Annotated in this window: 24 protein-coding genes; 21 read left to right on the top strand and 3 right to left on the bottom strand. The window is 69.3% G+C overall.

Features of this window, described 5'->3' with window-relative positions; all coding sequences use genetic code 11:
* Nucleotides 1-39: 39 nt before the first annotated feature.
* From AB0J76_RS06760 to ffh, 5 genes are read left to right on the top strand one after another with little or no spacing between them, the layout of a single operon-like run.
* Entirely contained in the window at nucleotides 40-2,937 is a 2,898-nt protein-coding gene (locus AB0J76_RS06760; RefSeq protein ID WP_364389032.1) for a nitrate- and nitrite sensing domain-containing protein, read from the top strand.
* Nucleotides 2,934-3,356 (top strand): roadblock/LC7 domain-containing protein, encoded by a 423-nt coding sequence (locus tag AB0J76_RS06755; RefSeq protein WP_364389029.1) that lies wholly within the window; start codon nucleotides 2,934-2,936, stop codon nucleotides 3,354-3,356. Before AB0J76_RS06760 ends, AB0J76_RS06755 begins: the two co-directional genes overlap by 4 nt.
* A 5-nt stretch (nucleotides 3,357-3,361) precedes the next feature.
* A complete protein-coding gene (locus AB0J76_RS06750) occupies nucleotides 3,362-3,754 on the top strand; it encodes a DUF742 domain-containing protein (RefSeq protein WP_364389026.1) in 393 nt (130 codons plus the stop codon).
* Between the two features lie 7 nt (nucleotides 3,755-3,761).
* Entirely contained in the window at nucleotides 3,762-4,322 is a 561-nt protein-coding gene (locus AB0J76_RS06745) for an ATP/GTP-binding protein (protein WP_352350493.1), read from the top strand.
* A gap of 57 nt (nucleotides 4,323-4,379) precedes the next feature.
* Nucleotides 4,380-5,933 (top strand): signal recognition particle protein, encoded by a 1,554-nt coding sequence (gene ffh, locus AB0J76_RS06740; protein WP_352329499.1) that lies wholly within the window; start codon nucleotides 4,380-4,382, stop codon nucleotides 5,931-5,933.
* Between the two features lie 334 nt (nucleotides 5,934-6,267).
* Here the strand turns inward: ffh and AB0J76_RS06735 are convergent, their stop codons facing one another.
* Nucleotides 6,268-7,638: a hypothetical protein gene (locus AB0J76_RS06735; protein WP_352329497.1), complete on the bottom strand. Its 1,371-nt coding sequence runs from the start codon at nucleotides 7,636-7,638 to the stop codon at nucleotides 6,268-6,270.
* A 254-nt stretch (nucleotides 7,639-7,892) separates the two neighbouring features.
* Between AB0J76_RS06735 and rpsP the strand changes: the two genes are divergently transcribed.
* The 13 genes from rpsP (at nucleotide 7,893) to AB0J76_RS06670 (ending at nucleotide 18,558) form a co-directional block, all read left to right on the top strand.
* Entirely contained in the window at nucleotides 7,893-8,342 is a 450-nt protein-coding gene (rpsP, locus tag AB0J76_RS06730; RefSeq protein WP_352329496.1) for a 30S ribosomal protein S16, read from the top strand.
* 1 nt (nucleotide 8,343) lies between these two features.
* On the top strand, nucleotides 8,344-8,589 hold the full coding sequence (locus AB0J76_RS06725; protein ID WP_020546537.1) for an RNA-binding protein: 246 nt from the start codon (nucleotides 8,344-8,346) through the stop codon (nucleotides 8,587-8,589).
* Between the two features lie 74 nt (nucleotides 8,590-8,663).
* Nucleotides 8,664-9,164 (top strand): ribosome maturation factor RimM, encoded by a 501-nt coding sequence (gene rimM, locus AB0J76_RS06720; protein ID WP_352329494.1) that lies wholly within the window; start codon nucleotides 8,664-8,666, stop codon nucleotides 9,162-9,164.
* A complete protein-coding gene (gene trmD / locus AB0J76_RS06715; RefSeq protein ID WP_364389021.1) occupies nucleotides 9,164-9,943 on the top strand; it encodes a tRNA (guanosine(37)-N1)-methyltransferase TrmD in 780 nt (259 codons plus the stop codon). Before rimM ends, trmD begins: the two co-directional genes overlap by 1 nt.
* Before the next feature lie 137 nt (nucleotides 9,944-10,080).
* On the top strand, nucleotides 10,081-10,443 hold the full coding sequence (rplS, locus tag AB0J76_RS06710; protein WP_352329490.1) for a 50S ribosomal protein L19: 363 nt from the start codon (nucleotides 10,081-10,083) through the stop codon (nucleotides 10,441-10,443).
* 142 nt (nucleotides 10,444-10,585) lie between these two features.
* Entirely contained in the window at nucleotides 10,586-11,443 is an 858-nt protein-coding gene (lepB, locus tag AB0J76_RS06705) for a signal peptidase I (RefSeq protein ID WP_364389018.1), read from the top strand.
* Nucleotides 11,443-12,039, top strand: coding sequence for a signal peptidase I (gene lepB / locus AB0J76_RS06700; protein ID WP_352330985.1), 597 nt, complete (start codon nucleotides 11,443-11,445; stop codon nucleotides 12,037-12,039). The genes lepB (AB0J76_RS06705) and lepB (AB0J76_RS06700) overlap by 1 nt, the downstream gene beginning before the upstream one ends.
* 50 nt (nucleotides 12,040-12,089) lie before the next feature.
* Nucleotides 12,090-12,758, top strand: a complete 669-nt coding sequence (locus AB0J76_RS06695) for a ribonuclease HII (RefSeq protein ID WP_352330983.1) — start codon at nucleotides 12,090-12,092, stop codon at nucleotides 12,756-12,758.
* Nucleotides 12,759-12,797: 39 nt separating this feature from the next.
* Complete coding sequence (locus AB0J76_RS06690; RefSeq protein ID WP_026215037.1) at nucleotides 12,798-13,121, top strand: DUF2469 domain-containing protein; 324 nt, start codon at nucleotides 12,798-12,800, stop codon at nucleotides 13,119-13,121.
* A gap of 862 nt (nucleotides 13,122-13,983) precedes the next feature.
* Nucleotides 13,984-14,337 carry a YraN family protein gene (locus AB0J76_RS06685; RefSeq protein ID WP_352323792.1) on the top strand — a complete coding sequence of 118 codons (354 nt, stop codon included), beginning with the start codon at nucleotides 13,984-13,986 and terminating at the stop codon, nucleotides 14,335-14,337.
* Nucleotides 14,338-15,879 (top strand): YifB family Mg chelatase-like AAA ATPase, encoded by a 1,542-nt coding sequence (locus tag AB0J76_RS06680; RefSeq protein WP_352323793.1) that lies wholly within the window; start codon nucleotides 14,338-14,340, stop codon nucleotides 15,877-15,879.
* A 91-nt stretch (nucleotides 15,880-15,970) separates the two neighbouring features.
* On the top strand, nucleotides 15,971-17,221 hold the full coding sequence (gene dprA, locus AB0J76_RS06675) for a DNA-processing protein DprA (RefSeq protein ID WP_352323794.1): 1,251 nt from the start codon (nucleotides 15,971-15,973) through the stop codon (nucleotides 17,219-17,221).
* Between the two features lie 452 nt (nucleotides 17,222-17,673).
* Nucleotides 17,674-18,558, top strand: coding sequence for a tyrosine recombinase XerC (locus AB0J76_RS06670; protein ID WP_352323814.1), 885 nt, complete (start codon nucleotides 17,674-17,676; stop codon nucleotides 18,556-18,558).
* A gap of 1,292 nt (nucleotides 18,559-19,850) precedes the next feature.
* Here AB0J76_RS06670 and AB0J76_RS06665 read toward each other — a convergent pair.
* Together AB0J76_RS06665 and AB0J76_RS06660 are read right to left on the bottom strand one after the other, a co-directional pair.
* Nucleotides 19,851-20,996: a M23 family metallopeptidase gene (locus AB0J76_RS06665; RefSeq protein WP_364389338.1), complete on the bottom strand. Its 1,146-nt coding sequence runs from the start codon at nucleotides 20,994-20,996 to the stop codon at nucleotides 19,851-19,853.
* Nucleotides 20,997-21,523: 527 nt separating this feature from the next.
* A complete protein-coding gene (locus AB0J76_RS06660) occupies nucleotides 21,524-22,846 on the bottom strand; it encodes an MFS transporter (RefSeq protein ID WP_352323796.1) in 1,323 nt (440 codons plus the stop codon).
* Nucleotides 22,847-23,186: 340 nt separating this feature from the next.
* Here AB0J76_RS06660 and AB0J76_RS06655 point away from each other — a divergent pair, with 340 nt between their 5' ends.
* The 3 genes from AB0J76_RS06655 (at nucleotide 23,187) to tsf (ending at nucleotide 26,728) form a co-directional block, all read left to right on the top strand.
* Nucleotides 23,187-23,801: a helix-turn-helix domain-containing protein gene (locus AB0J76_RS06655; RefSeq protein ID WP_352323797.1), complete on the top strand. Its 615-nt coding sequence runs from the start codon at nucleotides 23,187-23,189 to the stop codon at nucleotides 23,799-23,801.
* 242 nt (nucleotides 23,802-24,043) lie between these two features.
* Entirely contained in the window at nucleotides 24,044-24,964 is a 921-nt protein-coding gene (gene rpsB, locus AB0J76_RS06650) for a 30S ribosomal protein S2 (RefSeq protein WP_352323798.1), read from the top strand.
* A gap of 930 nt (nucleotides 24,965-25,894) precedes the next feature.
* A complete protein-coding gene (tsf, locus tag AB0J76_RS06645) occupies nucleotides 25,895-26,728 on the top strand; it encodes a translation elongation factor Ts (protein WP_352323799.1) in 834 nt (277 codons plus the stop codon).
* Nucleotides 26,729-26,754 lie beyond the last annotated feature (26 nt).

Below are 26,754 nucleotides of genomic sequence, written 5' to 3'. Positions count from 1 at the left end.
ATTCCCCCTGAAGCAGGCCATGGCGAGAGGTTGCCACCAGTGAGGACAACAACGACCGGATCCGGTCGTGGCAGGGCTCCGGACGCCCCGGAAAAGGCCGCGGACGGCGAGGTGCAGCCGGCCCACCCGCCCAAGGCGGGCAGCCCGTTCGCCCTGCGCAACTGGCGCGTGCGTACCCGCCTCATCGCCCTCATCGCCATTCCCACGCTCGTCGCCGTCGTCCTCGGCGCCCTGCGGGTCACGACATCGATCAACAGCGCGCAGCAGTACCAGGACATCAGCAGCGTGGGGACCCTGGTCGCCCAGCTCGGCGAGCTCTCCCGCGACCTCGGGCTCGAACGCGACCTGGCCACCCGCCACGTCGCCACCAACCGCGGAGCCTCCGACGAGCAGCGGTTGAAGAGCCAGCACGAGATCGTCGACAAGCGCATCGCCAGCACCCTCGAGGCGGGGAAGAAGTCCGAAACGTCGCTGTCCGACCTCGGCAGGAAGTCCCTCGACCACATCCGGATCCGGCTCGGCCAGATCCCCACGATGCGCAAGGCCGTCGCCGAGACCAAGCTCGGCCCGCTGCCCACCAGCGAGAAGTACTCCGAGGTCATCGCCGAGCTGCTGCAGCTCTACGACGAGCTCGGCCAGGGCTCCACGGACGAGGAGATCATCGCCACCAGCGCGGCCCTGCGCGCCGTCGCCCGCGCCGAGGAGGAGGCCTCCAAGCAGCGCGGCCTGCTGACCAGCGCCCTGATCAGGGGCTCGTTCGAGGAACCGGAGTACAACGCCTTCCTCGACGCCCGCTCCCGCCGCAACAGCGAGCGCGACTCCTTCCGCGCCGTCGCCACGCCCGCGCAGCGCCAGTTCTACGACAACACCGTCGCCAGCCTGAAGATCGGCCGAGCCGAGTTCTACGCCAGCCGCGCGGTGCTGCTGCACAACGCCAACCAGTCCCTGCGCCGGCTCGACACCTCGACCAGGGACGACACCGACCAGTGGTTCCAGTCCATCACCGAGACCGTCGAGCGCCTGCACACCGTGCAGAAGTCGCTGTCGGAGCAGATCGCCACCCGAAGCGCCGACATCGCCAGCAGCGACCGGCAGCTCGCCGCGATCAACATCGGCGTCGTGGTGGGCCTGCTCGTCCTGGTCCTCGCGATCACCGCCCTGATGGCCGGCTCGCTGGTGCGTCCGCTGCGCCGCCTGCGCTCGGACGCCCTGAAGATCGCCGGCCAGACGCTGCCCGACCTGGTCCGGCAGCTGCGCAACACCGACGTCAGCCCGGAACAGCTCCAGGTCCCGCCGATCGAGGTCAACTCCAAGGACGAGATCGGTGAAGTCGCCCGCGCCTTCGACGAGGTCCACCGCGAAGCCGTCCGGCTGGCCGGCGAGGAGTCCAGGCTCCGCTCGAACGTCAACGCGATGTTCGTGAACCTGTCGCGGCGCAGTCAGACGCTGGTGGAGCGGCAGATCACCCTGATCGACGGTCTGGAGCAGGGTGAGCAGGACGAGCAGCGGCTCGGCAACCTGTTCAAGCTGGACCACCTGGCCACGCGTATGCGGCGCAACAGCGAGAACCTGCTGGTGCTGGCCGGTCAGGACCCGCCGCGGCGCTGGAGCCAGCCGGTCAAGCTGGTCGACGTCGCCCGCGCCTCCCTGTCGGAGGTCGAGAACTACGAGCGCGTCGTCCTGGAGGTCCCCGAGGGCGTCTCCATCGCCGGCCAGGCCGTCAACGACGTCATCCACCTGCTGGCCGAGCTCATCGAGAACGCGCTGTCGTTCTCCCCGCGCGAGACCCGCGTCCCCGTCTCCGGCAGCAGGATCGACGGCGGCGGGATCATGCTCTCCATCAGCGACTCCGGCATCGGCATGACCGGCGAGGAACTGGTCCAGGCCAACGAGCGCCTGACCGACGCCCCCACCGTGGACGTGTCGGTCTCCCGTCGCATGGGCCTGTTCGTGGTCGCCAGGCTCGCCCACCGGCACGGCATCAGGGTGCAGCTGCGCCCGCACGGCTCCGGCGGCCTGACCGCGATGGTCCTCATCCCCGAGACGCTGCTCGGCGCGCAGCCCGCCGCGGTCGCCGGCGCCGGCGGCAACACCGCCGCCCCGACCGCCCGCGAGGACGCCTTCGCCGCCTCCCAGCCCGCCGCCGGGGCCCAGCAGTGGCCCGGCGCCTCGGGCTTCGGGCTCGCCCCCGGGCACCCGTCCTACCCCTCGTACCCGTCCGAGCCGGCCGGCGGGTCGTGGCCGTCGATGCCGAACTCGCTGCCGTCCTCGATGCAGTCCTCCATGCCGTCCGCGATGCCGTCCGCGATGCCGCAGTGGCCTTCGACGGAGTCGACGAACACCGGCTCCGACTGGCTGCCGGACTCGTCGTCCGACGTCTGGGTGTCCTCGCGCGGGCCGGTCACCGGGGAGCACGCGCCGCCGCAGCGCGGCCTGCCCCCCGAGGAGCCCCGCCCCTGGTCGGCTCCTCCGCAGGAGACGTCGCCCGCCTCCAAGTACGACTACCCCGAGACCGAGTCGGCGGCGACCGGCCCGATCCCCGTCGTCAAGCCCGCCTCCGGCGGGGACGAATACCTGCCGATCTTCGCCGCGGTGGAGTCGGCCTGGTTCGACCAGGGCGAGCCGAGCGCCACCTGGGGCTCGGCCAAGGCCGACGCCGGCTGGAACGCGGCGGCCTCCGTGGTGGAGCCCGTACGCGACGGCTCGACGGCGGCCGGGCTGCCCAAGCGGGTGCCCAAGGCCAACCTGGTGCCCGGATCGGCGGACACCGCGTCCGCGCCCAAGGGCGTGGCTCCCATGCCGTCGGTCTCGCCGGACCGGGTGCGCAGCAGGTTGTCGAGCTTCCAGCAGGGCTTCCGAGCAGCGCGTGACGACATCAGCGAGGGCAGGACCTACCAATCCGGCCCGAGGAACGACAGTAGGGAGGAGGGCGCGTGAATGACCTGAGCCACTCGGCGCGCGGAGTCGACTGGTTGATCACCGACTTCGTCAGTACCGTCCCGGGGGTCGCGCACGCGGTGGTCGTGTCATCCGACGGATTGCCGCTCGCGGCATCGTCGGGTTTCCCGCCTGACCGGGCCGACCAGCTGGCCGCCATCGCGTCGGGACTGGTGAGTCTCACGCAGGGTGCGGCCAGGGTCTTCGAAGGCGGTGCGGTCAACCAGACGATCGTGGAGATGCAGCGCGGGCTGATGCTGATCATGTCGATCAGCGACGGCTCGTGTCTGGCGGTCCTGGCGGCTCCCGACTGCGACATGGGGCTGGTGGCGTACCAGATGACCTTGATGGTGGATCGCGCCGGTCAGGTGCTGACCCCGGCGGTGCGCGCGGAGCTGCGCGCCAGCCAGACCAGGTGATGTAGGTGACGGATTCCTGGAACAGCGGCGGTTGGGAGCCCCAGCCGCCGGTCAGCTCGGACCCGGCCTCGCCGGTTCGCCCGTACGCGGTGACGGGCGGGCGTACCGCGCCCAAGGTCAAGCTGGCCATGGAGGCCCTGGTCTCGTCGGCTACGGCCGAACACCGGGAGTTCTCCCACATCACTCCCGAGTACAAGGCGATCAGCCAGCTCTGCCGTCAGGTGCGGTCGGTCGCCGAGGTGTCGGCGCTGCTGCGGATCCCGCTCGGTGTGGTGCGTGTTCTGATCGCCGACATGGCGGCCGAGGGCCTGGTACGGGTGCATCAGCCTGCGCTGGAGGCGGGTAGGCCGGACGTCAACCTGCTGGAAAGGGTGCTCAGTGGACTTCGCAGGCTCTAGCCCCGGTCTGACCTCGACGAAGATCGTGGTGGCCGGCGGCTTCGGCGTGGGCAAGACGACGTTCGTCGGCGCGGTCTCGGAGATCATGCCGCTCACGACGGAGGCCGTCATGACGGACGCCTCCGCCGGCATCGACGACCTGGGCATGACGCCGCTGAAGTCGACCACGACCGTCGCGATGGACTTCGGCCGCGTCTCGCTCGACCGCGACCTGATCCTGTACCTGTTCGGCACGCCCGGACAGCACCGGTTCTGGTTCATGTGGGACGACCTGGTCCGCGGCGCCATCGGCGCGGTCGTGCTGGTCGACACCCGCCGCCTGGCCGACAGCTTCCCCGCGATCGACTATTTCGAGGAGGCGCAACTCCCTTTCATCGTGGGGATCAACGGCTGGGACGGCACGTACGCCCACAGCGACGCCGAGGTCCGCGACGCCCTCACGCTGGCCCCCCACATTCCGCTGGTGCGTCTCGACGCCCGCCAGAAGGACTCGGTCAAAAGCGCCCTGATCAACCTCGTCGAGCACGCGTTGACCGTCCGGATGGCCGTGCCAGGCTGGAGCGGCTAGGAGAGCGGATAGGCTGAAGTCTTAGACGTACATTCGCTTCGAGGACTGGCCAACCACGTGTTCGAGACGCTTTCCGACCGGCTGACATCGGTCTTCTCCTCCCTCCGATCCAAGGGTCGGCTGTCCGACGCCGACATCGACGCCACCACCCGCGAGATCCGCATCGCCCTGCTCGAGGCCGATGTCGCGCTCCCGGTGGTCAAGGCGTTCGTCGCCCAGGTCAAGGAGCGCGCCCGCGGCGCCGAGGTCTCCCAGGCGCTCAACCCGGCGCAGCAGGTCGTCAAGATCGTCAATGACGAGCTGATCGAGATCCTCGGCGGCGAGACCCGCAGGCTCCGCTTCGCCAAGACCGCGCCGACCGTCGTCATGCTCGCGGGTCTCCAGGGCGCCGGTAAGACCACCCTGGCCGGCAAGCTGGCCCGGTGGCTGCGCGAGCAGGGCCACGCGCCCCTGCTGGTCGCCGCCGACCTCCAGCGGCCCAACGCCGTGCAGCAGCTCCAGGTCGTGGGCGAGCGCGCCCAGGTCGCCGTCTTCGCGCCCGAGCCGGGCAGCGGCGTCGGCGACCCGGTCGACGTCGCCCGCCGCTCGATCGACGAGGCCCGGCGGCTCAACCACGACATCGTCATCATCGACACCGCCGGTCGCCTGGGCATCGACCAGGAGATGATGAAGCAGGCCGCCGACATCCGCGACGCGGTCCGCCCCGACGAGGTCCTGTTCGTGGTCGACGCCATGATCGGCCAGGACGCCGTCACCACGGCCCAGGCGTTCATGGACGGGGTCGGCTTCGACGGCGTCGTGCTGACCAAGCTCGACGGCGACGCCCGCGGCGGCGCCGCGCTGTCGGTGCGGCACATCACCGGCCGCCCGATCATGTTCGCCTCCACCGGCGAGAAGCTGGAAGACTTCGACGCCTTCCACCCCGACCGGATGGCCTCCCGCATCCTCGACATGGGTGACATCCTCACCCTGATCGAGCAGGCGCAGAAGACGTTCGACGAGGAGCAGGCCGCCAAGATGGCGGGCAAGCTCACCTCGGGCGAGAACTTCACGCTCGACGACTTCCTCGAGCAGATGATGATGGTCCAGAAGATGGGCCCCATCAAGAACCTGCTCGGCATGATGCCCGGCATGGGGCAGATGCGCGACCAGCTCAACTCCATCGACGACCGCGACCTCGACCGCATCGCCGCCATCATCCGCTCGATGACGCCCGGCGAGCGGCAGGACCCGAAGATCATCAACGGCTCCCGCCGCGCCCGCATCGCCGCCGGCTCCGGCGTCACGGTCAGCGCCGTGAGCAACCTCGTCACGCGCTTCTTCGAGGCGCAGAAGATGATGAAGCGGGTGGCCGGGGGCATGGGGCTGCCGGGCATGCCCGGGGGGCGCGGGAAGGCGTCCAAGGCCCAGAAGAAGGCCAAGAAGGGGCGGCGCGTCAGCGGCGACCCGCGCAAGGCGGGCCTGGAGAAGTCGGCGTCATCCTCGCCCGACGGCGAGGGCGGCGCGCCCAAGGCCGGGGGAGTGCTGGGGAACCTGGGCGGCAAGCTGCCGCCGGGCCTCGAACTGCCGCCGGGTTTCGACCCGTCGAAGCTGAAGCTGCCCGGGCAGTAACAGCGCCGACCGGGGCGGGCACGACCCCTGACTCCGCCCGCCCCCACCCGGCCCGCCCGCACGTCCGCCCGGCTCGGCGGCACGCCTGCCACGTCCGCCGCGTCCGCCTGCGGGCCCTGCTCCGACGGGCGGACTTGGTGCTGGTGGTTTCGCCGTTGCTCTTGCGCGCGGCGGCCTTTCTCACGTCGGCCCCTGCTCGCGCCGGCTCCCTGATGGTGGTCCGCGCGCCGGGGCTGCGTCGCTGTTCTCCGGTGCGTGGGCGCTGGTCCGAACGGGGGCGCGCCCGGGACCGTGGTGGGTCACCGGGCGCGGATGTGAGGCCGTTCGGCCTGCTCTAACGGCAGAGGAGCATCCACTGCAGAGCGGGGTCCATGAGGAGCCAGCCTGAGGCGGCCGTTACGGGCATCCACATCGGCAGGCCGGTGAGCGGCGACCTCTGGGTTACCCAGGCGTCTTCGTGCGCCGGGCCGAACTCGCCGCCGTGGTCGGCGGGCCAGTGATGACCGTTGGGGCCGCCGTGGTGGTGTGGCTCATGCGGGATGTGCGGCCACTCGCAAGGTGGCCAGTAGCTGTGCTCGTACGGCTTGTGAGTCTTGTGCGGCTTGTGGGTGCAGTCATGCGTGGGCGTCGGGTTCGGCGTCGGAGTGACGGTGGGTGTCGGCGTCACCGTGGGGGTCGCGGTGGGTGTCGGCGTGACGGTGGGCGTCGGTGTCACGGTCGGCGTGGGCATGGGCGTCGGTGTCACGGTCGGCGTTGGTGTCACCGTGGGCGTAGGAGTGACGGTCGGCGTCGGAGTCACCGTGGGTGTCGGCGTCACGGTGGGCGTGGGCGTCACCGTGGGCGTGACCGTGGGTGTCGGGGTCACCGTGGGGGTCACCGTGGGGGTGGGCGTCACGGTGGGCGTCGGAGTGACGGTGGGCGTGGGTGTCGGGGTCACCGTGGGCGTGATCGTGGGTGTCGGGGTGGGCTGGTTGGGGACGCAGTTGACCTCCACCCGGCCGATGGTGACCTCCGTGAGCGGCCCCTCGTAGACGACGTTCCCGTCGGCGTCCCGCAGGGTGGCCGAGATCGAGATCGTCATGTCCGCCTCGGCGGAGGTCGCGTCGTTCGTCGTGGCGTTGTCGGTCCTGACGACCGTCAGGATCCCGTCGTACACGCCGGGGTACCCGAGCTGCGCGCCCGTCGCGGGCACCTCCGTGGTCCCCTGCTCGACGGGCACGCCGAGCACCGTGATGGTCCCCGGCGCCGCCTGTACGGATGCCATCGCCGGAGCCGGCGGCGTGCACCGCGCGTGCGTCTCCACGTTGCCCGTGACCAGCAGCGGCTCGGACGCGTCCGGGTTGAGCTGAAGGGTGTTGACGACCAGTTGCGCGCTGGCCTCCCAGACGTCCGGCGCGTCGAGGCCGTCGGCCTGGATCTGTTCGTTGGCCAGGCTGACGAAGTCGGTGACCCCGTCGGGGTCGCTCCAGTCGCCGGTGTCGGTGCCGGGGTCGGGCCCGACGGACGCGGTGCCCCAGGTGCCGGAGAAGCCCGGCTGGCCCAGTTCCGGGATCTCGGTGACGGTCAGGCCGATACCGTTGGCGTTGGCGAACTCGCCCGCCGCGGCGGTGGCCGTAAGCCCGAACAAGGCGCCGGTGAGCAGGACGGACGCGCCGGCGGTGAGCAGCCGCGCGCGCGTGAACAGCGGATTGGTCGTGGTGGTCACCCACCCATTCCGCAGGGAAGTTGATCAAGTCGGGCGAGGTGACACGCGCCCCTTGCCGAGCCTTTGCCGCGGCCTGCCGGGACAGGTCGAAGGCACTGTCCGCGGTCTGGCAGAATGACATGTTGGAACATCGTGACCAGGTGGGTGCCCTCTCATCTCCTGCCGGCCACGCCTGTCCCTGGAACGTCCTCTCATCGTGCCCCACTCGATGAGGTGCCGTTCACCCACGCTCGAATGCAGGAGAGACCACACCAGTGGCAGTCAAGATCAAGCTCAAGCGGCTCGGCATGATCCGCAACGCTCAGTACCGAATCGTCGTCGCCGACAGCCGCACCAAGCGTGACGGCCGGGCGATCGAGGAGATCGGCCTGTACCACCCGAAGGAAAACCCTTCGCGCATCGAGGTCAACGCCGAGCGTGCGGCCTACTGGCTGGGTGTCGGCGCGCAGCCGACCGAGCCGGTGCTCAAGCTGCTCAAGCTCACCGGTGACTGGCAGAAGTTCAAGGGCGAGGCCGCCCCGGCGCCGCTGCTGGTCGCCGAGCCCGCGCCCGACCGTCACGCCCTCTACGAGGCCGCGGCCAAGGAGGCGCTGTCCGGTGGCGACACCGGCACGGCCGCCACCACGGCGCCCAAGCGTGCCAAGAAGAAGGAAGAGGCTGAGGCCGCCCCCGCCGCCGAGACCCCGACCGAGGGCGAGGGCTGACGTGCTCGAGGAGGCTCTCGAGCACCTCGTTAAGGGCATCGTCGAACATCCCGACGATGTCCGGGTCCGCGCTCGCCGCATTCGCAGCGGGCGCGTCCTGGAGGTCCGGGTGCACCCCGAGGACCTGGGCAAGGTCATCGGACGCGGCGGGCGCACCGCCAAGGCGCTGCGCACCGTTGTGAACGCCCTGGCCGACGGGAAGTACGTACGGGTCGATCTGCTCGACCTGGACGAAGCAGTCCGTTAGCGTCAGGAATTCGCGCCCTCATCGGTCCCGAAAGGGCTGATGGGGGCGCTTGCGTTAGGAGAAGGTGGGTTTACGTGCAGCTGGTCGTCGGCCGGATAGGCCGTCCGCACGGTGTACGCGGCGAGGTGACCGTGGAGGTGCGCACCGACGATCCCGAGCTGCGCTTCGCCGAGGGCGTGGCCGTCGCGACCGACCCGGCGAGCGCGGGGCCGCTCGTGGTCGAGAGCCGCCGCTGGCACAAGGGCGTGCTGCTGATCGCGTTCGAGGGCGTGCACGGCCGTGACGCGGCCGAGGAGCTCCGGGGCACCATGCTGGTCATCGACTCGGCCGACGTGGAGTCGTCGGACGACCCGGACGAGTTCCACGACCACCAGCTCGTCGGGCTGGCGGTGGAGACCGTGTCGGGCGAGGCCGTCGGCGAGGTCACCGACGTGCTGCACCACGGCCAGGACCTGCTGGTCGTGCGCCGGCGCGGGCAGGACGACGCGCTCATCCCGTTCGTCAAGGCCCTGGTGCCCGAGGTCGATCTGACGGGCGGGCGCCTGGTCGTCGACCCGCCAGAGGGCCTGCTGTGATGCGCCTCGACATCATCTCCATCTTCCCCGAGTACTTCGCCCCGCTCGACGTCTCGCTGATCGGCAAGGCGCGCGAGCGCGGCACCCTCGACGTACGCGTCCACCAGCTCCGCGACTGGGCGCACGACGTGCACAGGACGGTCGACGACACGCCGTACGGCGGCGGTCCCGGCATGGTGATGAAGCCCGAGGTCTGGGGCGAGGCCATCGACTCGGTGATCGGCGACGGCGCGCCGCGGGTCATCGTGCCGACGCCGAGCGGGCGGCCGTTCACCCAGGAGATGGCCCAGGAGCTGGCCGCCGAGCCGTGGCTGCTGTTCGCCTGCGGGCGTTACGAGGGCATCGACTCGCGGGTCATGGCCGAGTACGGCGCCCGGCTGCGCGTCGACGAGGTCAGCATCGGCGACTACGTGCTGGCCGGCGGCGAGGTCGCGGTGCTGGTGATGGTCGAGGCCGTCGGCAGGCTGCTGCCCGGCGTGCTGGGCAACGCCCAGTCGGCCGTGGACGACTCCTTCGCGCCGGGTTCGATGCAGAACCTGGTCGAGGGCCCGGTCTACACCAAGCCGCCGGTCTGGCGCGGGCACGAGGTGCCCGCGGTGCTGCTGTCCGGACATCACGGAAAAGTCGCCCGATGGCGACGGGACGAGGCGCTCCGGCGTACGGTGCGGAACCGGCCGGAACTGGCCGCGGCACTCGATCCCGAGACGCTCGACAAGCACGACAGGAAGCTGCTCGACGAGCTCTCGTTTCGCGTCCGGCCGGAAGATGTGGCAAACTGAATCGCTGCCGACCATCACACGGTTGGTCCGTCATGCCCGGGTAACGGTCCCGGGTTCATCAAATCAGCAAGCGTGTCCGCCGCGAGCTCCGGCCGGGTGGACCTCCGCGTGCTCGCGAGGACTTGAGGACAGCTCTCATGCACACGAAGATCCAGGAGCTCGAGAAGGCGACCCTTCGGAGCGACGTCCCGGCGTTCCGCCCCGGTGACACGCTCGAGGTCCACGTACGAGTCGTCGAAGGCAACCGCTCCCGTATCCAGGTCTTCAAGGGCTTCGTGCTGCGCCGGCAGGGCAGCGGCGCCCGCGAGACCTTCACGGTCCGCAAGGTCAGCTACGGCGTCGGCGTCGAGCGCACCTTCCCGGTGCACAGCCCGGTCATCGAGAAGATCGTGCTCGTGACCCGCGGTGACGTGCGTCGCGCCAAGCTCTACTACATGCGCGACCTGCGCGGCAAGGCCGCCCGTATCCGCGAGAAGCGTGAGACCGCGCCCGCGAAGTAACCCCAATCTTTTCCGAAAGGCCCGTGCACCGCACGGGCCTTTCGGCTTTGCGGGGCCATTTCCTTTATGTGGAGCGACTCGTGCGTGGGTGTAACGTCGGTCGAGGCTTGTCGAGCCGTTCCATCATCTAGGCTCGTCAGCGATGACAAGCGAAGACCAGGAGTACGGCGCTTCGCGCCGCCCTGTCGAGGACGAGGTGGACGTGGTCGCCGAAGAGACTCAGAAGCCGGCAAAGGGCGACAAGGAGAAGAAGGGGTCGTTCTGGAAAGAACTTCCCGTTCTTGTCGTTGTGGCTCTCGTGCTGGCCCTGATCATCAAGACGTTCGTGATCCAGGCCTTCTACATTCCGTCGGAGTCCATGGAGAACACCCTGCTCAAGAACGACAGGGTCCTGGTCAACAAGCTCGTCTACCACACCCGTGACATCGAGCGCGGCGACGTGGTCGTCTTCTCCGGCGTCGACTCCTGGGACGGCGAGTTCGAGGTCGAGGAGCCGTCCAACCCGATCGCGGCCTTCTTCCGCTGGGTCGGCACGGCCTTCGGCGTCGTCCCCGGCGAGAAGGACTACATCAAGCGGGTCATCGGCGTGGGCGGCGACCACGTCAAGTGCTGCGACTCCAAGGGGCGCATCACGGTCAACGGCACGGCCATCGACGAGGAGAGCTACCTCTATCCGGGCAACGTGCCGTCCGACAGGTTCTTCGACATCACCGTGCCGCCCGGGCGGCTGTGGGTGATGGGCGACCACCGTTCCGTCTCGCTCGACTCCCGCTCGCACACCGGCGACCAGGGCGGCGGCTCGATTCCCGAAGGTCAGGTCATCGGCCGGGCCTTCGTGATCGTCTGGCCGTTCAACCGGGCGGGCGTGTTGTCCATACCCGACACCTTCGCGCAGCCCGCGCTTCAGGCACTCGGAGGCTCCGTACCGCTGGTGGCCGGGTTCGGGCTGGCCGTACCCTTGGTCCTGGTTCGTCGGCGCCGGTTGGGGAGGAAGCGCTGATGGCCGTCACCAAGAAGGCGGAGGGCGTGGCCAAAGAGAAGAAAAAGGGCGGTTTCCGGGAGACCGTCCTGCTGCTAGTGCTCGGCGTGGGCATCGCGTTGTTGCTCCAGGCGTTCGTGATCGGGTCGTTCTACATCCCGTCGGAGTCGATGGAGAACACCCTGCTCATCAACGACCGGGTCTTCGTCAACAAGCTGGCGGGCGATCCCGAGCGCGGCGACATCGTGGTCTTCAAGGGCTGGCGCACCGGCGAGGACACCATCAAGCGGGTCATCGGCGTCGGCGGCGACAAGGTGGTGTGCTGCGACTCCAAGCACCGCATCAGCGTCAACGGCACGCCGCTCGACGAGGAGTCCTACCTCTACCCCGGCGACTTCGGCGGTGGCGACAAGTTCAGCGTCACCGTCCCGGCCGGCAAACTGTGGCTGATGGGCGACCACCGCACCGCCTCGGCGGACTCGCGCGCCCACATGGACGAGCCCGGCGGCGGCTTCATCTCCGTCGACGACGTGATCGGCAAGGCGGTCGTCCGCTACTGGCCGCTTTCGCGCGGCTACCTGTTCTCCACGCCCGAGACTTTCGACAAGGTCAAGTAAGGGGCTTTCGGTCGCGGTTTGCGGCGAATGGGGCGTACGCTTCGAGTGTCATGACAGTTGCGTTCCGCCCTCGACCGAGCGTCGTCCGGCGCGATTCCGGACTCTACGCCTACGAGCGGGCGCTGGCCCGCCGTGGGCTGACCCCGATCGCGGGTGTCGACGAGGCGGGCCGCGGCGCCTGCGCCGGACCGCTGGTCGTCGCGGCCGTCGTCCTGCGCAGGGAGATCGACGGTCTCGGTGACTCCAAGTTGCTGTCTCCGCTGGTGCGTGAGCGTCTGTACGACCGCGTCGTCGCGACCGCCCACGTGGGCGTCGTGGTGATCCCGGCCGCCGAGATCGACGCCCGGGGGCTGCACCGGAGCAACATCTCCGGAATGCGGCGGGCTGTGGCGCAGTTGCCATGTGATCCGGAGTACATCCTCATGGACGGCTTCCCGGTGCCCGGGATGCCCGCGCCGTCCCTGGCGGTGTGGAAGGGGGATCAGGTGGCCGCCTGCGTGGCGGCCGCGTCGATCGTGGCCAAGGTGACGAGGGACCGCCTGATGGTCGAGCTGGATCGAAGGTTCCCTCAGTACGGTTTCGCCGAGCACAAGGGGTATGTCACGCCAGGACACCGTTTGGCACTGGAGAGACATGGCCCGTGCCCCGAACACCGTTACTCCTTCGTCACGGTGGCCAGGGGCATGGGTGAAAATGAGATGGGGGCCGGGGTTGCCTGAGCAGGCGAACCGGGGGACCGGTACGACAGGAGGACCGCGATGAGCGCAGAGGATCTCGAAAAATATGAAACCGAGATGGAGCTGCAGCTTTACCGCGAATACCGTGATGTCGTCGGGTTGTTCACATACGTCGTGGAGACCGAGCGTCGGTTCTATCTGACCAACTCGGTCGATCTCGACGTCCGTACGGCGGAGAACGGCGACGTCTTCTTCGATGTGAAGATGCAGGACGCCTGGGTGTGGGACATGTACCGGCCGGCGCGGTTCGTGAAGAACGTGCGGGTGGTCACGTTCAAGGATGTGAACGTCGAAGAGCTGGCCAAGGCCGACCTGGAGATGCCCAAGGAAGGGTTCTCGGGGTAGGTCGAAGGGGCGCCGTCGAGGCGGGGCCGGTGGGATGGCGGGGGTTCTCCGTGCCTTGGGCGCATGCGACCCGCGCACCGGCACATGCTGACCATCCCCTGCTGCTCGCTGGCACCTCGTCTGCTGATTGCCGGGCATTGTCGGCACCCGCTCGGCACTGGCGTGGGCTAGGGCGCTCTCGCGTCCACGCCGGCGCCATCAGCACGCATTGGCCGTCATCCGGCCTGCGGTGAGTCGTCGTTGAACGCAAGGTGGGGCCGCCGGGCATGCGGAAGCGCTAGCCGGCTCGGGGTAGCGACGCCTGGCCCGCGAAAAGCGTTGGCAGCTAGCTCAAGATGAACGCCATCTGGCCCAGCACACAGGGCGTCTTTCCCCATCCCGCCGCGTGGGGCCGCCTCCCCGCCGCGTGGGACCCGCCTCCTGCCATATGCCGCCCGGCACGTGCCGCTTCGCGAAATGGTCCGCGTCGTGTCACACCATCGCCGTCAGCCGTCCGCATGGGCTTCAGGGGCTGTGGAGGGCCGCAGGGGGCGGCGCAGGGGCCGTAGGGTGCGTGGTCCGCCATCGTCCGCCGGAGCTGGGCAGCTGCAGACTCCATGGCGTGAACCATCTACGCAGGACCGTCACCCCGTATATTGCGCCTGATCAGCAACGTCCGGTTCCGTCGTCCGGCATGGGACGCACCGATGACGACGCCTCCCGGTGCCGGCAACGAGTCTCCGTTGTGGCGAGCTATCCACAAGCCGCCGCCCAGCTCTCCCGGTTATCCCCAGAACCCCGTTCGCCTCCATCTGATCTCCCCGCCATCCGCCAAGGTCGGTGACCGAACACCGCACCGACGACGGACGAAGGGACGCCACCCATGGCCCCGAAAGACGAGCTCGGCAAAGAGGGCGAGCACCTGGCCGCCATCTACCTCGAAGCCAAGGGGATGACGATCCTCGAACGCAACTGGCGCTGCCGGCGCGGCGAGATCGACATCATCGCCGTGGACGGCCAGGTCCTGGTGGTCGTCGAGGTCAAGACCAGATCGAGCAGATCCCACGGCACAGCCTTGGAATCCGTGAACCACACCAAACTGGCGCGGCTCCGCATGCTGGCCGCCAAATGGCTGTCGGCGCAGTCCCGGTCCTTCGAAGCCGTTCGCATCGACGTGATCGCCCTTGAGCGTTTCGCGGGCAACTTCGCCCTGCGCCACATACGGGGGGCGATCTAGATGGCCGTGGCCCGGACCCGCAGCGTCGCGCTGGTCGGGGTGAGCGGCCGCAGCGTCGAGGTCGAGGCCGACGTGGGCAACGGCCTGGCCGGCATCCACCTCATCGGCCTTCCCGACACGGCGCTCAGCGAGGCCCGCGACCGAGTGCGATCCGCCGTGGTCAACAGCAGTTACCCATGGCCGGACGCCCGCATCACCGTCAGCCTCTTCCCCGCCAGCCTCCCCAAGCGCGGGTCCCAGTTCGACCTCGCCATCGCCATGGCCATCCTGGGCGCCGCAGGAGTCGTCCCCGCGGAACGCATCGCCGAGCCCTTCTTCCTGGGCGAACTCGGCCTCGACGGTCGCATCAGGCCCGTGCGCGGGGTGCTCCCGTCCATCCTCGGCGCCGCGGCCGCGCACGAAGACGCCACGATCATCGTCCCGTCGGAGAACTCGGGGGAAGCCGGCCTGGTCCCCGACGTGAACGTGGTCCCGGTGGCTCACCTGCGCCAACTGGTCGAATGGCTACGCAAAGGCGACAAGCCGCCCGAACCCGTGGCCGATGACCGTGTCGACACGCCCAAGCCCGTGGCCCAGTCCGCCGTCGACCTGGCGGACGTCGTCGGCCAGCCCGTGGCCCGCCGAGCGTTGGAAGTGTGCGCCGCGGGGGGCCACAACCTGTGGATGGTGGGCCCGCCCGGCACGGGCAAGACCCTGTTGGCCGAACGCCTTCCCACCCTCCTGCCGGACCTGGAGCTCGACCACGCCCTGGAGGTCACGGCCATCCACTCGGTCGCGGGGTTGCTGCCGCCGGACAGTCCCATGATCAACCGTCCGCCGTTCGTCAGCCCCCACCACACGGCGACGGCGGCCGCCATCATCGGTGGTGGCAGCACGGTCGTCCGTCCAGGAGCGGTCTCTCTCGCGCACAGGGGCCTGCTGTTCATGGACGAGGCTCCCGAGTTCCCTCGTCACGTCCTCGACTCGTTGCGGCAACCGCTGGAGTCGGGGCGCGTCACGGTGTCCAGATCCGCGGCGTCGGTCACGTTCCCCGCCCGGTTCATGCTGGTCCTGGCGGCCAACCCGTGCCCCTGCGCCCAGGCCGACGACCAGGCCGGCGCGACGTGCCGCTGTTCGCCCACCACAAGACGCCGATACCTGGGCCGGTTGTCCGGCCCCCTCCTCGACCGCATCGACATGAAGGTCACGGTCGCCCGTTCGTCCAGACGCGAACTCCTGGCCGACCGGCACTTCGTCGAATCCAGCGAGACAGTGGCCGAACGCGTCCTGCTGGCCCGCGAACGCGCCGTCAAACGCCTGGCCCACACCCCCTGGCGGACGAACGCCGAGATCCCCTCATCCGTCCTCCACTCCGACTTCCGTCCTTCGGATGCGGCGATGAAGCCCATGACCTCCTGCCTCGACTCGGGCTCACTCACCGCCCGCGGCCTCGACCGCACGCTGCGCGTCGCCTGGACCCTCGCCGACCTCGCCGGCAAAGACCGCCCAGAAGAGGACGAGACCACCGCAGCCCTCGGCTTCTGGCTCGGAGTACGACCGTGACCCCGGCCAACCGCTTGCCCACGAACCCGCCCATGAGAATCACCAGGAGGCCCCTGTGACCAGTCCAGAGCATGAGGCACGTGCGGCCCTCATGCGAGCCGCCGACGTGGGCGACACGGCCATGGGCCGTCTGGTGGCGCACCTCGGTGCCGCCGGAGCAGTGGAGGCGATCCGCGAGCGCGCACTTCCACCGGCCTTCACCGCCCGGGAGTCCCGGCAGGAACGTCCGTGTGACCTGTCGGGGCGGCTGAACGCCTGGTTCCTCCGGCTGGCGGCGTCGAAGCCCGCCGCCGATCTGGAGGCCGGTGAGAAGCACGGAGCCAGGCTGATCGTCCCCGGCGATCCCGAATGGCCCACGCAACTGGACGATCTCGGCCCGAGCCGCCCCCTCGGCCTCTGGTTGCACGGCACGGCAGACCTCCGTTTCGCCTGCCTGCAGTCCGTGGCCGTCGTAGGAGCCCGGGCCGCCACCCAGTACGGCCTGCACATCGCGGCCAACTTCGGCATCGGCCTCAGCGAAGCGGGCTGGTCCGTCGTCTCCGGCGGCGCCTACGGGGTGGACGGCGCGGCCCACAAGGGCGCCCTGCTGGGCGGCTCGCCCACGGTGGTCGTTCTCGCCTGCGGAGTGGACATCTGCTACCCGAGCGGCCACCAGGAGCTCTTCGCCCAAGCCCGCGAGCAGGGCGTCGTGATGAGCGAATGCCCGCCCGGCGTCCACCCCACCCGTGCCCGCTTCCTGATCAGGAACCGCCTCATCGCCGCCCTGACCAGGGGCACGGCCGTCGTGGAGGCAGCCCTGCGCAGCGGTGCCCTGAACACCGCCGGCCACGCGCTCACTCTCAACCGGCACCTGGGCGCCGTGCCCGGGCCCACCACGTCCGCGTTGTCGGCCGGCTGTCACAAGCTCCTGCGCGAACGCAAGGCGGTCTGTGTCACCACTCCGGAGGAAATGATCGAACTCGTCGGCGTCATCGGCGACGACCTGGCCCCCCAGACCCGGACGCCCGTCGTCCCCCGCGACGGTCTGAACGAATCCACCAAGAGAGTCCTGGACGCCATCCCCACCCGCGGAGGCGCCGGCCCGGCGTCGATAGCGGTCTCAGCGGGCGTCAGCATGGACATCACGCTGAGCGCCCTGGGCGGTTTGGCCGCGGCCGGATACATAGAACGAGCTGGCGGCGGTTGGCGCCTACGCAAAACCACATCGAGCTACTCGAAAGCCCCAGAAACCATGGCCCTGGCCCCACCCCCGGCCAACGAAGCCCCAGCCACAGACCTCCCGCCACCTGCGGAAGACGACACCCCACCCCCGCCCCATCCCGAAGAACTCGCACTCCCCTAGCTGACCAACCCTTGCGACGTAGGGGCATGCGGCACCACCGATGTGATGGCCACCAAGACCCAGGCGGAGAGTTCATGGGGTGAGATGGTGGGGGACGGGGGCATGGAAGCGACCGAAAATGACTGACATGTGGGTAATGCGATGCTCAACCGCGCGCCGTAGCCGCCGTACGTGCCGTGCCGTGCCAGGCCGCTCGGACGGACGCTCGGGAGGTTGAGCTGCACACGGCCCCATAGCGAGCCCGAGGCATCGGGCGGCACAGCAGTGACAAGTAATGGCGAACGTTCGTGGGGACAGCGGGTGAAGCCTTGAACAACGACCTGAACGACAACCTGAACCGCGACGTGAATGACAGCCTGAGCAGCGACCCGAATCACGATCTGAACCTCGACCTGAACCCGGATGTGAACGCCGGCCTGAATCGTGCTCTGAACCCTGATCTGAACCGTGACTTGGATGCCGACGAAGTGCTTGCCGAGTTCGAGAGATATTTGCGGTTCGAGCGAGACCTTTCCTCACATACGGTGCGCGCCTACCTCTCCGACATCACCGCCCTGCTCGACCACCTCCGTGGACGGCTTGACGGCCTGGACATCAGCGAGCTGCGAGGCTGGCTGGCCGACCAGCACAGTGCGGGCAAGGCAAGAGCCACGCTGGCCCGCAGAACGGCCTGCGTCCGTACCTTCACCGCGTACTGCCACCGCCGGGGTTGGCTGGCGGCCGACCCCGGCTTGTTGTTGGGCAGCGCCAAGGCGCCACGTCCCTTGCCTGCCGTGCTCGACCAGGAACAGGCGCAGACCGTCTTGAGCGCGCCGCAGTCCACCGGCGATCCCAAGGACCTCCGAGACCAGGCCATCCTTGAGCTTCTGTACGCCACAGGTGTGCGCGTGGGTGAGCTCTGCGCGCTCGATGTCGATGACGTGGACCGGGACCGGCATGTCATCAGGGTCCTGGGCAAGGGACGAAAGGAGCGTTCCGTGCCGTTCGGGCTGCCGGCGCTTCGAGCTCTGGACCGGTGGTGCATCAACGGGCGTCCCATCTGGGTTCGGGAACGCTCCGGGCCGGCCCTCTTCCTCGGAGTCCGTGGCGGCCGGATCGACGCCGGCACCGTACGACGGGTGGTGCACGCGCGGCTGGCCCAGACCGAGGGCGCCCCGGACATGGGCCCACACGGACTGCGGCACACCGCGGCAACCCACCTGCTCGAAGGGGGCGCGGACCTGCGCAGCGTCCAGGAACTACTCGGTCACGCCTCCCTCAACACGACCCAGATCTACACCCACGTCTCGATCGACCGCCTCCGCACCGCATACCGTCAAGCCCACCCCCGGGCCTGACACAGACACCAGATGCCATTGCCTCCCCTCACCAACCCCTTGCTGCCCTGCTGAGCGCAAGGCAGCCTGACCCGGAATTTCGTGCGGCCCATCAGCTCCCCCTCACCAATCCCTCGCTGTCCCGCTGAGAGCAAGGGGCACAAGCCGTCGAACCAAGCGCCTACAAGGGCAGACGGCCCGGCAGAGCCCCCAGGCGACGCAGCTCGACGCGTTCGGGCGTGCTGCGCATTTGCGTGCTGAGCAGTTCTCGTACCGACGCCAACGGCCCAAGACTTGAAGGCCACGTCGTCCTGAGCACCCGATGGCGCGACGACACGGGAACGGCGTCGATGCGCGAGGCATGTGGAGAGGCGAGAGGCAATGATGCGACGAGCATGTTCCTGCAGCGCGGGCCGTGATGGATCCACGGTGGAGCGAGAGCGGCGGCGACCCACCTAACCGATGGTTGCTCTACCGGACAGAGGCGCGCGGGAGACGGGCGCGCGGGGACGTGGGTGACGAACAGCGGCTTGGTTGAGGGTCTGAAACTGCTGGCTGGCGCTGGTTCGCCGGACGTTCCGGATCACCTGCCGTCATCCCACAGCAGGACGCCTCTGTAGCCGGCCCGCTTCGCGGAGGAGCGGGGCACGAAGGACCGCGCACGGGAGGGGCGCGGACGGTATCCCACAGCAGGACGCCTTTGCAGCCGGCCCGCTTTGAGGAGGAGCCGGGAACGAAGGACCGGGTACGGAAGCGGCGCGGACGGTAGAGGAAGAAGCCACTCCAGCCTTGGAGGGGGTCCTGGCGGGCGTGGTCTCCCGCCAGGGGCCAGCCGCCGCCCGGGAGTCTCCCGCCCCACCAGGGGGTGCAGGATCTGGCGCAGCTCCAGCCACTACCCGGGCGAGTCTCCCGCTCCACCGAGGAGTGCTCGGCTCCGGCGAGGGGCCAGCCCTCGCCCGAGCGAGCCCGGCGAGGGGCCAGCCCTCGCCCGAGCGAGCCCGGCGAGGGGCCAGCCCTCGCTCGAGTGAGTTCCTGCTTGGTGCGGCCCCCTGCTGGACGAGCTTCCTCTTGCGGTGGAGAGAAGCGTCTCGCTTACAGGGGAACGATGGCCATGCGGCGACTGGGCTGACCTACGGCGTTGCCGGTCGTGTTTCATCCAGCGGTGGTGAATGGGCATCTTGGTTGCCTTGAAGGAATTTATGGATTGATACGGGTGGTCGTTGTGGGGCTCTCGTCGGGAGCTTGCAGCTCTTCGGTTGTCGTGTGGGTTTGGGGGATTGAAGAGTGAGTCTTTGGAGGCGGTTTCGAGGGCATCAGGAGCGTCGTGAGGGTGGGTTGGGACGTCTGTGCACCCCTTCCGTTGGGGGTTTGCGGTGTTGGCCGGTTCTTGAGCCGTAGTGCTTGTGGGGGCGTCGGCGGCGGCGTAGGGCTGTGATCAGGAGGGCGACGCCGAGGAGGGTGCCCAGTCCGATCGCTGGGGCTGCTGACAGCGAAGCCGCATGTGTCAGGAGCCGGAGGACGGTTGCTAGGGGCCTGGCGGGGCCGCGAGTTGGCTCATGGCGCTGCTCGCGAGCTCTGGCTGATTCGTTGCGGACGGGAAGGTCGCTGGAGCGAATCTCCGGGTGGGAGGGGGTGACTTCAGGGGTGGTGAGCGGGGGCTCGGGGTTCGGCTCTGAGGCGAGGGCAATTGCCTGCAGGACTGTGGAGTAGGGGGATGGGAGCGCCTTCCGTGCGTCCGAGGATGAGTCCTGGGGTGCGAGGGCTGTGAGCAGGGGCGCGGGGAGTGGGACGAGAAGCGGGGGCGGAGGAGGCACGGGGGCATTGAGGAGCAGGTTCCGTGCCAGCGGGGGAGGCGGGTTCAGTGGCGGAGACGGGCGGTAGAGGGCGGCGGACAGGCTGGTGAGCCGAGGGAGGGCGGATGGGGGCGAGGTGATGAGTGCAAAGCCTTGCGAGAGATTGAGGGGAACATCAAGCGGGGCCTCGGAGCGTTCGACGGGGACGGCGTGGGGCGCTTCGGAGGGTTCGAGGGGGACGGCGGAGAGCGCTTCGGAAGGTACGGGGGGATTGGCCAGAAGTGCTTCGGTGGGTGGTTTGGAGGCCGGGGGGAGCAGGGGTGGGGTGATCGGGGGCGGGGCCGTCGTAGGCCAGATGGGGAGGAGGCGGATGGGGGCGTGGCCCAGGAGGAGGAGTGGGTCCAGGTAGCGGGCGCTTTGGATCAGGCCCCAGTGCAGGCATGACTCCTGGCAGTGGCCGTGTACGGCTTGTACGACCCCCAGACGGCTGCCCATCGTGACCGGCTCACCCCGCTTCACCGATGCGCTGATCGGCAGGTACGTCGTTCGGAGGCCGCCTGGGTGGTCGATCGTGACGACTCCTCTTCCGCCTACTGGACCTGCGTAGCGGACGGTGCCTGAGCCTGCGGCCAGGACGGGCGTGTCCGCGGAGGCGGCCAGGTCCATGCCGCGGTGTCCGGCCAGCCACGGTGCGGCGGGCGGGGCGAAGCGGCGCAGGATGCGGGGGTTGCCGTCGAGTGGCCAGCGCCAGGCAGGTGGTGCGGCCTTCGCCAGCAGTGGAGCCGGGGTGGCGATGGTCATGAGCATGATCGCCGTCGCGAGCACCACCAGGGAGATCACGGCACGGCGGGCCACGTTCTGCGTGCATGGTCGCGGCGGTGGTGGTGCTGAGCGAGGGGACAGGGCGGGGAGGCGTGGACGAGGGGGCATGGCGGGGAGTCTTGCCGGGAGCGACCCGCGGAGGTCGAGGCGAGCGGGATTCTGTGGACGGAGGAAGCGGTGGGGAGCCTCCTGTGGACAACTCGCGCGATGCCTAGGGGCCGTGAGCGGTGGGGGCTGGGGTCGCGGTGGTGGCGGGAGCGGGACGCGGGCTCGTAGCGGTGGCGGGAGCGGGACGCGGGATGGTGATGGTGGTGGTGGCGGGAGCGAGGCGTTGGGCGGGCGCGGTGCGGGATCTGGGGGAGTGGGAGTGGCTAGATGGCTGAGTGGCGCTTGGATTCGATCAGGTTCTTCAGTGTCTGGGGAGTGGGGTCGTACGGGGGAGGGGGCGGGGTGTGGGAGATCTGAGGGCGGTTGGGGCGTAGGGGGGAGAGCCAGATCCAAAGGCTGCTCAGGGCGATGCCCGCCGCGCTCAGAAGGATCACCGGACGCAGGCCCATGAACTCGGCCAGTACGCCGCCTGTCAGGCCCCCGACGGCCAGGACGCCCTGTACGGCGAAGGTCATGGTGGCGTTCACGCGGCCGCGGAGGGCGGTGGGGGCGTCGCGGAGGGTGATCACGCCCATGCAGGTGGCGAAGGCGACCACGATGACGCCGGTCATGACGCCCGTCAGGCCCAGGACGGTGAGCTTCACCCAGAGCGGGCCGGTCAGGAGGCCGACGGCGAGGATGTCCAGCGGGAAGAACAGGACCGAGACGAGCAGGATGCGGTTCTCGCCGTAGCGCTTGGACAGGCGGGAGGTGAGCCAGGCGCCCAGGAGCCCGCCCGCGCCGCTCAGTGCCGTGAGGAAGCCGATCATTCCCTTGGGGATGTCGAGCGTGTTGACCATGTAGAGCATGTAGACGGCGATGTACGCCATGGCGAAGAAGTTGATCGTCACGCCGGCGCCCAGGACGGCTCGGAGCGTCGGGTGGGTGAGGCTGGTTCGCAGGCCCTCGACGATGTCGCGCCACATGCCGGACGAGAGGGTGGGCTCGTTGTGCTCCGGAGTGCGGATCGAGCGGAGCAGGAGGGCGGAGGCGAGGAAGGACAGCGCCTCGGCCAGTACGGCGAACGGCGCGGTGAGCGTCTGGACCAGGATGCCGGCCAGGCCGGGGCCGCTCACGGAGGCCACCGAGTACGAGGCTTGGAAACCGGCCATGGCCTCGGTGCGCTGCGACGGGGCCACGACCGCGGCTGTGTAGGGGAAGTTGGCGGATTTGAAGATGACGCCGGCCGTACCGATGACCAGGGCCACGATGATCAGCCAGGGCACGGTGAGGACACCGAGCAGCCAGGCCAGCGGGACGGTGGCGGCGGCGGCGCAGGAGACGAGTTCGCAGGCGATCATCAGCGGGCGGTGCCGGGTGAGGCGGTCGGCGATGGCGCCCGACTGGAGGCCGAACAGCAGGGCAGGCAGCGGGGCGGCGGCGGTCAGCAGCCCCATCTCGACGGGTGAGGCGGTCAGCAGCGTGATGGCGGTCAGCGGGACGGCCAGCTTGGAGACCTCCGAGCCGGTGATCGAGATCGTGCGGGCGCTCCACAGCAGGCGGTAGTCGCGCTGTTTGCGAAGGGGGAGTGGGGGCGTCGTCTCCATGCTGGAGGTCTCCGGTGGCGAGTTCGGGTGGGGGCGGGGCTTGCAAGGGCGCCGGCCGGGCGCGGCTCGGGAGGAGCGCTGGTGATGGCGGGCGGTTACCAGCCGGTGCAGGTGGTGGCTTCGGAGGAGACGAAGAGCGGTGCGGGTGGTGGTTCGGAGGGGAGGGATAGCGGTGCGGGTGGTGGGTTCCGAGGGCACCGAGAGCGGTGCGGGTGGTGGTTCGGAAGGGACGGATAGCGGCGGGACGGGAGATGTGAAAGGAAGACTTCATAAGTATGAAGGGATCCCTTCGGAGTTGTAAAGGGAATGCTTCACATCTCTCGCCGGGTACCTTTGGCACATGACGCAGGACATGGAGGGGCTCAGCGATCCCAAGATGATGCGGGCGCTGGCTCACCCGGCGAGGCTGTTGATCCTCAACCGGCTCGGCGTGGAGGGCAGTGCCACCGCGACCGAGGTGGCCGAGATCGCGGGGATCACACCCAGCGCCGCCAGCTATCACCTGCGCATGCTGGCCAAGTACGGCTTCGTCGAGGACGCCCCGCCCAGAGGGGACGGGCGCGAACGGCTGTGGAGATCGACGCACAAGCCGTTCAGCGTGGGAGTGCTTCCGGACGACCAGCCGGAGGTCCGTGACGCCAAGACCCTGTTGATCAAGGCGTTCCGCAAGGAGGCCGGTGACGAGGCCGACCGGGCCCTGGCCAGCATCGAGCACGACACGGACGAATGGCGCGACGCGACGCGCTTCAGCCGCACCCGGATCAGGGTCGACGCGAGCGAGCTGGGACGGCTGAGCCAGGAGATCGAGAAGCTCCTGGAGCCGTACATCGCTCGCCAGCGCAGCCAGGAGGACGCGCCGAGCGGGGCCAGGATCGCGGAGGCGCAGATCAACCTCTTCCCGGTGGCCCCCAGGACGTCGCCCGGGTTGCCCACGGAGGACCACGATGTGGGGTGAGCCGTACCCGGTATGTCGGTTTGACCTCCGACGGTCAGCCTGGGGCGGTGTGGGAGGTAGACTTTTCGATGGCCTGTGGCAACAGGCCGACTTCGCATGCCCCGTTGCGGACCGCACCCTCGGTCCGGGCCTCGGCCCGGCTGGAGCGGTTTTGGGGCATCAGGGCGGTAGACAACGCGCTGCCGCGGCACAACCGAGAACTGCGCCCATCCGCAGGGCGCCCAGACCTGGAGGACCATCACATGGCCCCCGTCGTCACCATGCGACAGCTGCTCGAGAGCGGCGTTCACTTCGGCCACCAGACCCGCCGGTGGAACCCGAAGATGAAGCGCTTCATCTTCACCGAGCGCAACGGCATCTACATCATCGACCTGCAGAAGTCGCTGTCGTACATCGACCGTGCCTACGACTTCGTCAAGGAGACCGTCGCCCACGGCGGCACGATCCTGTTCATCGGCACCAAGAAGCAGGCTCAGGAGGCCATCTCCGAGCAGGCCGCGCGGGTCGGCATGCCGTACGTGAACCAGCGCTGGCTGGGCGGCATGCTCACCAACTTCTCCACCGTGCACAAGAGGCTTCAGCGTCTGAAGGAGCTCGAGGAGCTCGACTTCGACAACGTCGCCGGCTCGGGGCTCACCAAGAAGGAGCTCCTCATGCGCCGTCGCGAGAAGGACAAGCTCGAGCGCACGCTCGGCGGCATCCGTGACATGGGCCGCGTGCCCAGCGCGGTGTGGGTCGTGGACACGAAGAAGGAGCACATCGCGATCAGCGAGGCCAAGAAGCTTGGCATCCCGGTCGTCGCGATCCTCGACACCAACTGCGACCCCGACGAGGTCGACTACCCGATCCCGGGCAACGACGACGCCATCCGCGCCGTCGGCCTGCTCACCAGGGTCGTCGCCGACGGTGTCGCCGCCGGTCTGATGGCTCGCTCCGGCGCCGCCCGCGGTGACGAGAAGCCGGCCGCCGCCGAGCCGCTGGCCGAGTGGGAGCGCGAGCTCATCGAGCAGGGCCAGGGTCAGGCTGCCGAGGCCGCCCCTGAGGCTGCGCCCGAGGCCGCCGCCGAGGAGGCCCCCGCTGCCGAGGCTCCGGCCGAGGAGGCGCCCGCCGCCGAGGCCGCTCCGGCTGCCGACGCGACCCCCGAGTCCGAGCCGCAGGCCTGAGACACGGCCGCCGGGTCCGGTCGTGAGGCCGGGCACGGCACAGGCGCCGGCTCCGCGCCGCAGGTCGTCATCGACCGCGGTGCGGGGCGGGCAGCCGGCCGGTCGAGGGTGAGCGGAACCGAGGTCCTGCGCGGGCCGAGGTTGTGAAGGGCAAGGCCGAGGTCCTGTGCGGGCTGAGGCTTGGTTGGGCAAGGTACGCGTCTCGACTGAGCAAACGGCCGAGCCGGGACGGCAAGCCGGACAGGACGGCACCCCGCCGAGGCGATAAGTCAAGGCAGGGTGGCGATCAGGTTCGGGCGGTGAGCCAGGGCCGGGCATCGGAAACCGAGGCGGTGAGCCGAGGTGGATGACCATCGGGCCGGAGCGATAAGCCGAGCCTGGCTGGGCAGTATGCCGAGCGAGGCGGAGCGGAGCTCCACCGGCGGAGCCCGTCCTGCTGAGCGGAGACCTGGGCGGAAGCCCGGGCCCGAGCGGAGTCCGAGCCCAGGCCGGACGAAACCCGAGCCCAGACCAAGCCCAGGTACGAGCGAAGGTCCTGGCGGAAGCCGGGCAGGCCAGGCGAATGCCGGGCCGGTCAGGCAAAACCGAAGGGGCTGGACGGGCCAGGCGAAGGCCGGGCCAGTCAGGTGAAACGGATAGGTGCTCGGCTGGTCGGGTGGGAGCCCGGTGCAAGGGTGCTCTCCGCACCTGACCCAGGCATGACCGTCCCGGCACAACCTGGCACGACCGGCACCACCGCTTGGGACCGCGCAACACCACGCAAGACCAGGCAACACCGCGCAAGACCGAGGCAGAACGCACGACCCGCGCACGACCCGCGCACGACAAGGCCCTGGTGCGGCACGCGCCAGCCGTACCGACCAGGGGCGGGCGCCCAGGGCGTCCACTCCGATCCACGACGACGACGAAATCCCACAAGGAATAAGAGCAATGGCTTCCGTGAACATGGCCGACGTCAAGCGGCTTCGCGAGATCACCGCTGCCGGCATGATGGACTGCAAGAAGGCGCTTGAGGAGTCCGAAGGCGACTTCGACCGCGCCATCGAGCTCCTTCGCCTCAAGGGCGCCAAGGACGTGGGCAAGCGCGAGGCCCGTACGGCCTCCAACGGCCTCGTCGCGCTCCAGCAGGACAGCGACTCCTCCGCCGCTCTTCTCGAGCTCAACTGCGAGACCGACTTCGTGGCCAAGGGCGAGCGCTTCCAGGAGCTGGCCGCCGGTGTGGTCGCGCACATCCTGGCCAGCAAGCCCGCCGACGTGGCGACGCTGCTCGACTCCTCCTTCGACGGCAAGACCGTCAAGGAGCACCTGGACGAGGCCAACGCCGCGCTCGGTGAGAAGATCGAGATCCGCCGCTTCGCCGTGCTTGAGGGCGGCTACATCGGCTCGTACATGCACAAGACGGACCCGGCGCTGCCGCCGGCGGTCGGCGTGCTCGTGCAGCTCGACAAGCCGAACGCCGAGGTCGCCAAGGACATCGCTCAGCACGCCGCGGCGATGGCCCCGCAGTACCTCAAGGCCGAGTCCGTCCCCGCCGAGGTCGTCGAGAAGGAGCGCAAGCTCTTCGAGGAGATGACCCGCGAGGAGGGCAAGCCCGAGGCCGCCATCGGCAAGATCGTCGAGGGTCGCGTCAACGGCTGGTACAAGGACTTCACCCTGGTCCAGCAGGCCTTCGTGAAGGACAACAAGAAGAGCGTGGGCAAGTACGCCGAGGAGAACGGCGTCGAGGTGCTCGCCTTCGTCCGATTCAAGGTCGGCCAGGCTTAGGCTTGAGCGAACTGCCTGCCCAGAGT

The sequence above is a fragment of the Nonomuraea sp. NPDC049624 genome (assembly GCF_040675255.1).
GTDB lineage: Bacteria > Actinomycetota > Actinomycetes > Streptosporangiales > Streptosporangiaceae > Nonomuraea.
Note: the sequence above shows the minus strand (reverse complement) of the source record. Positions and strands in the feature narration are given on the sequence as shown.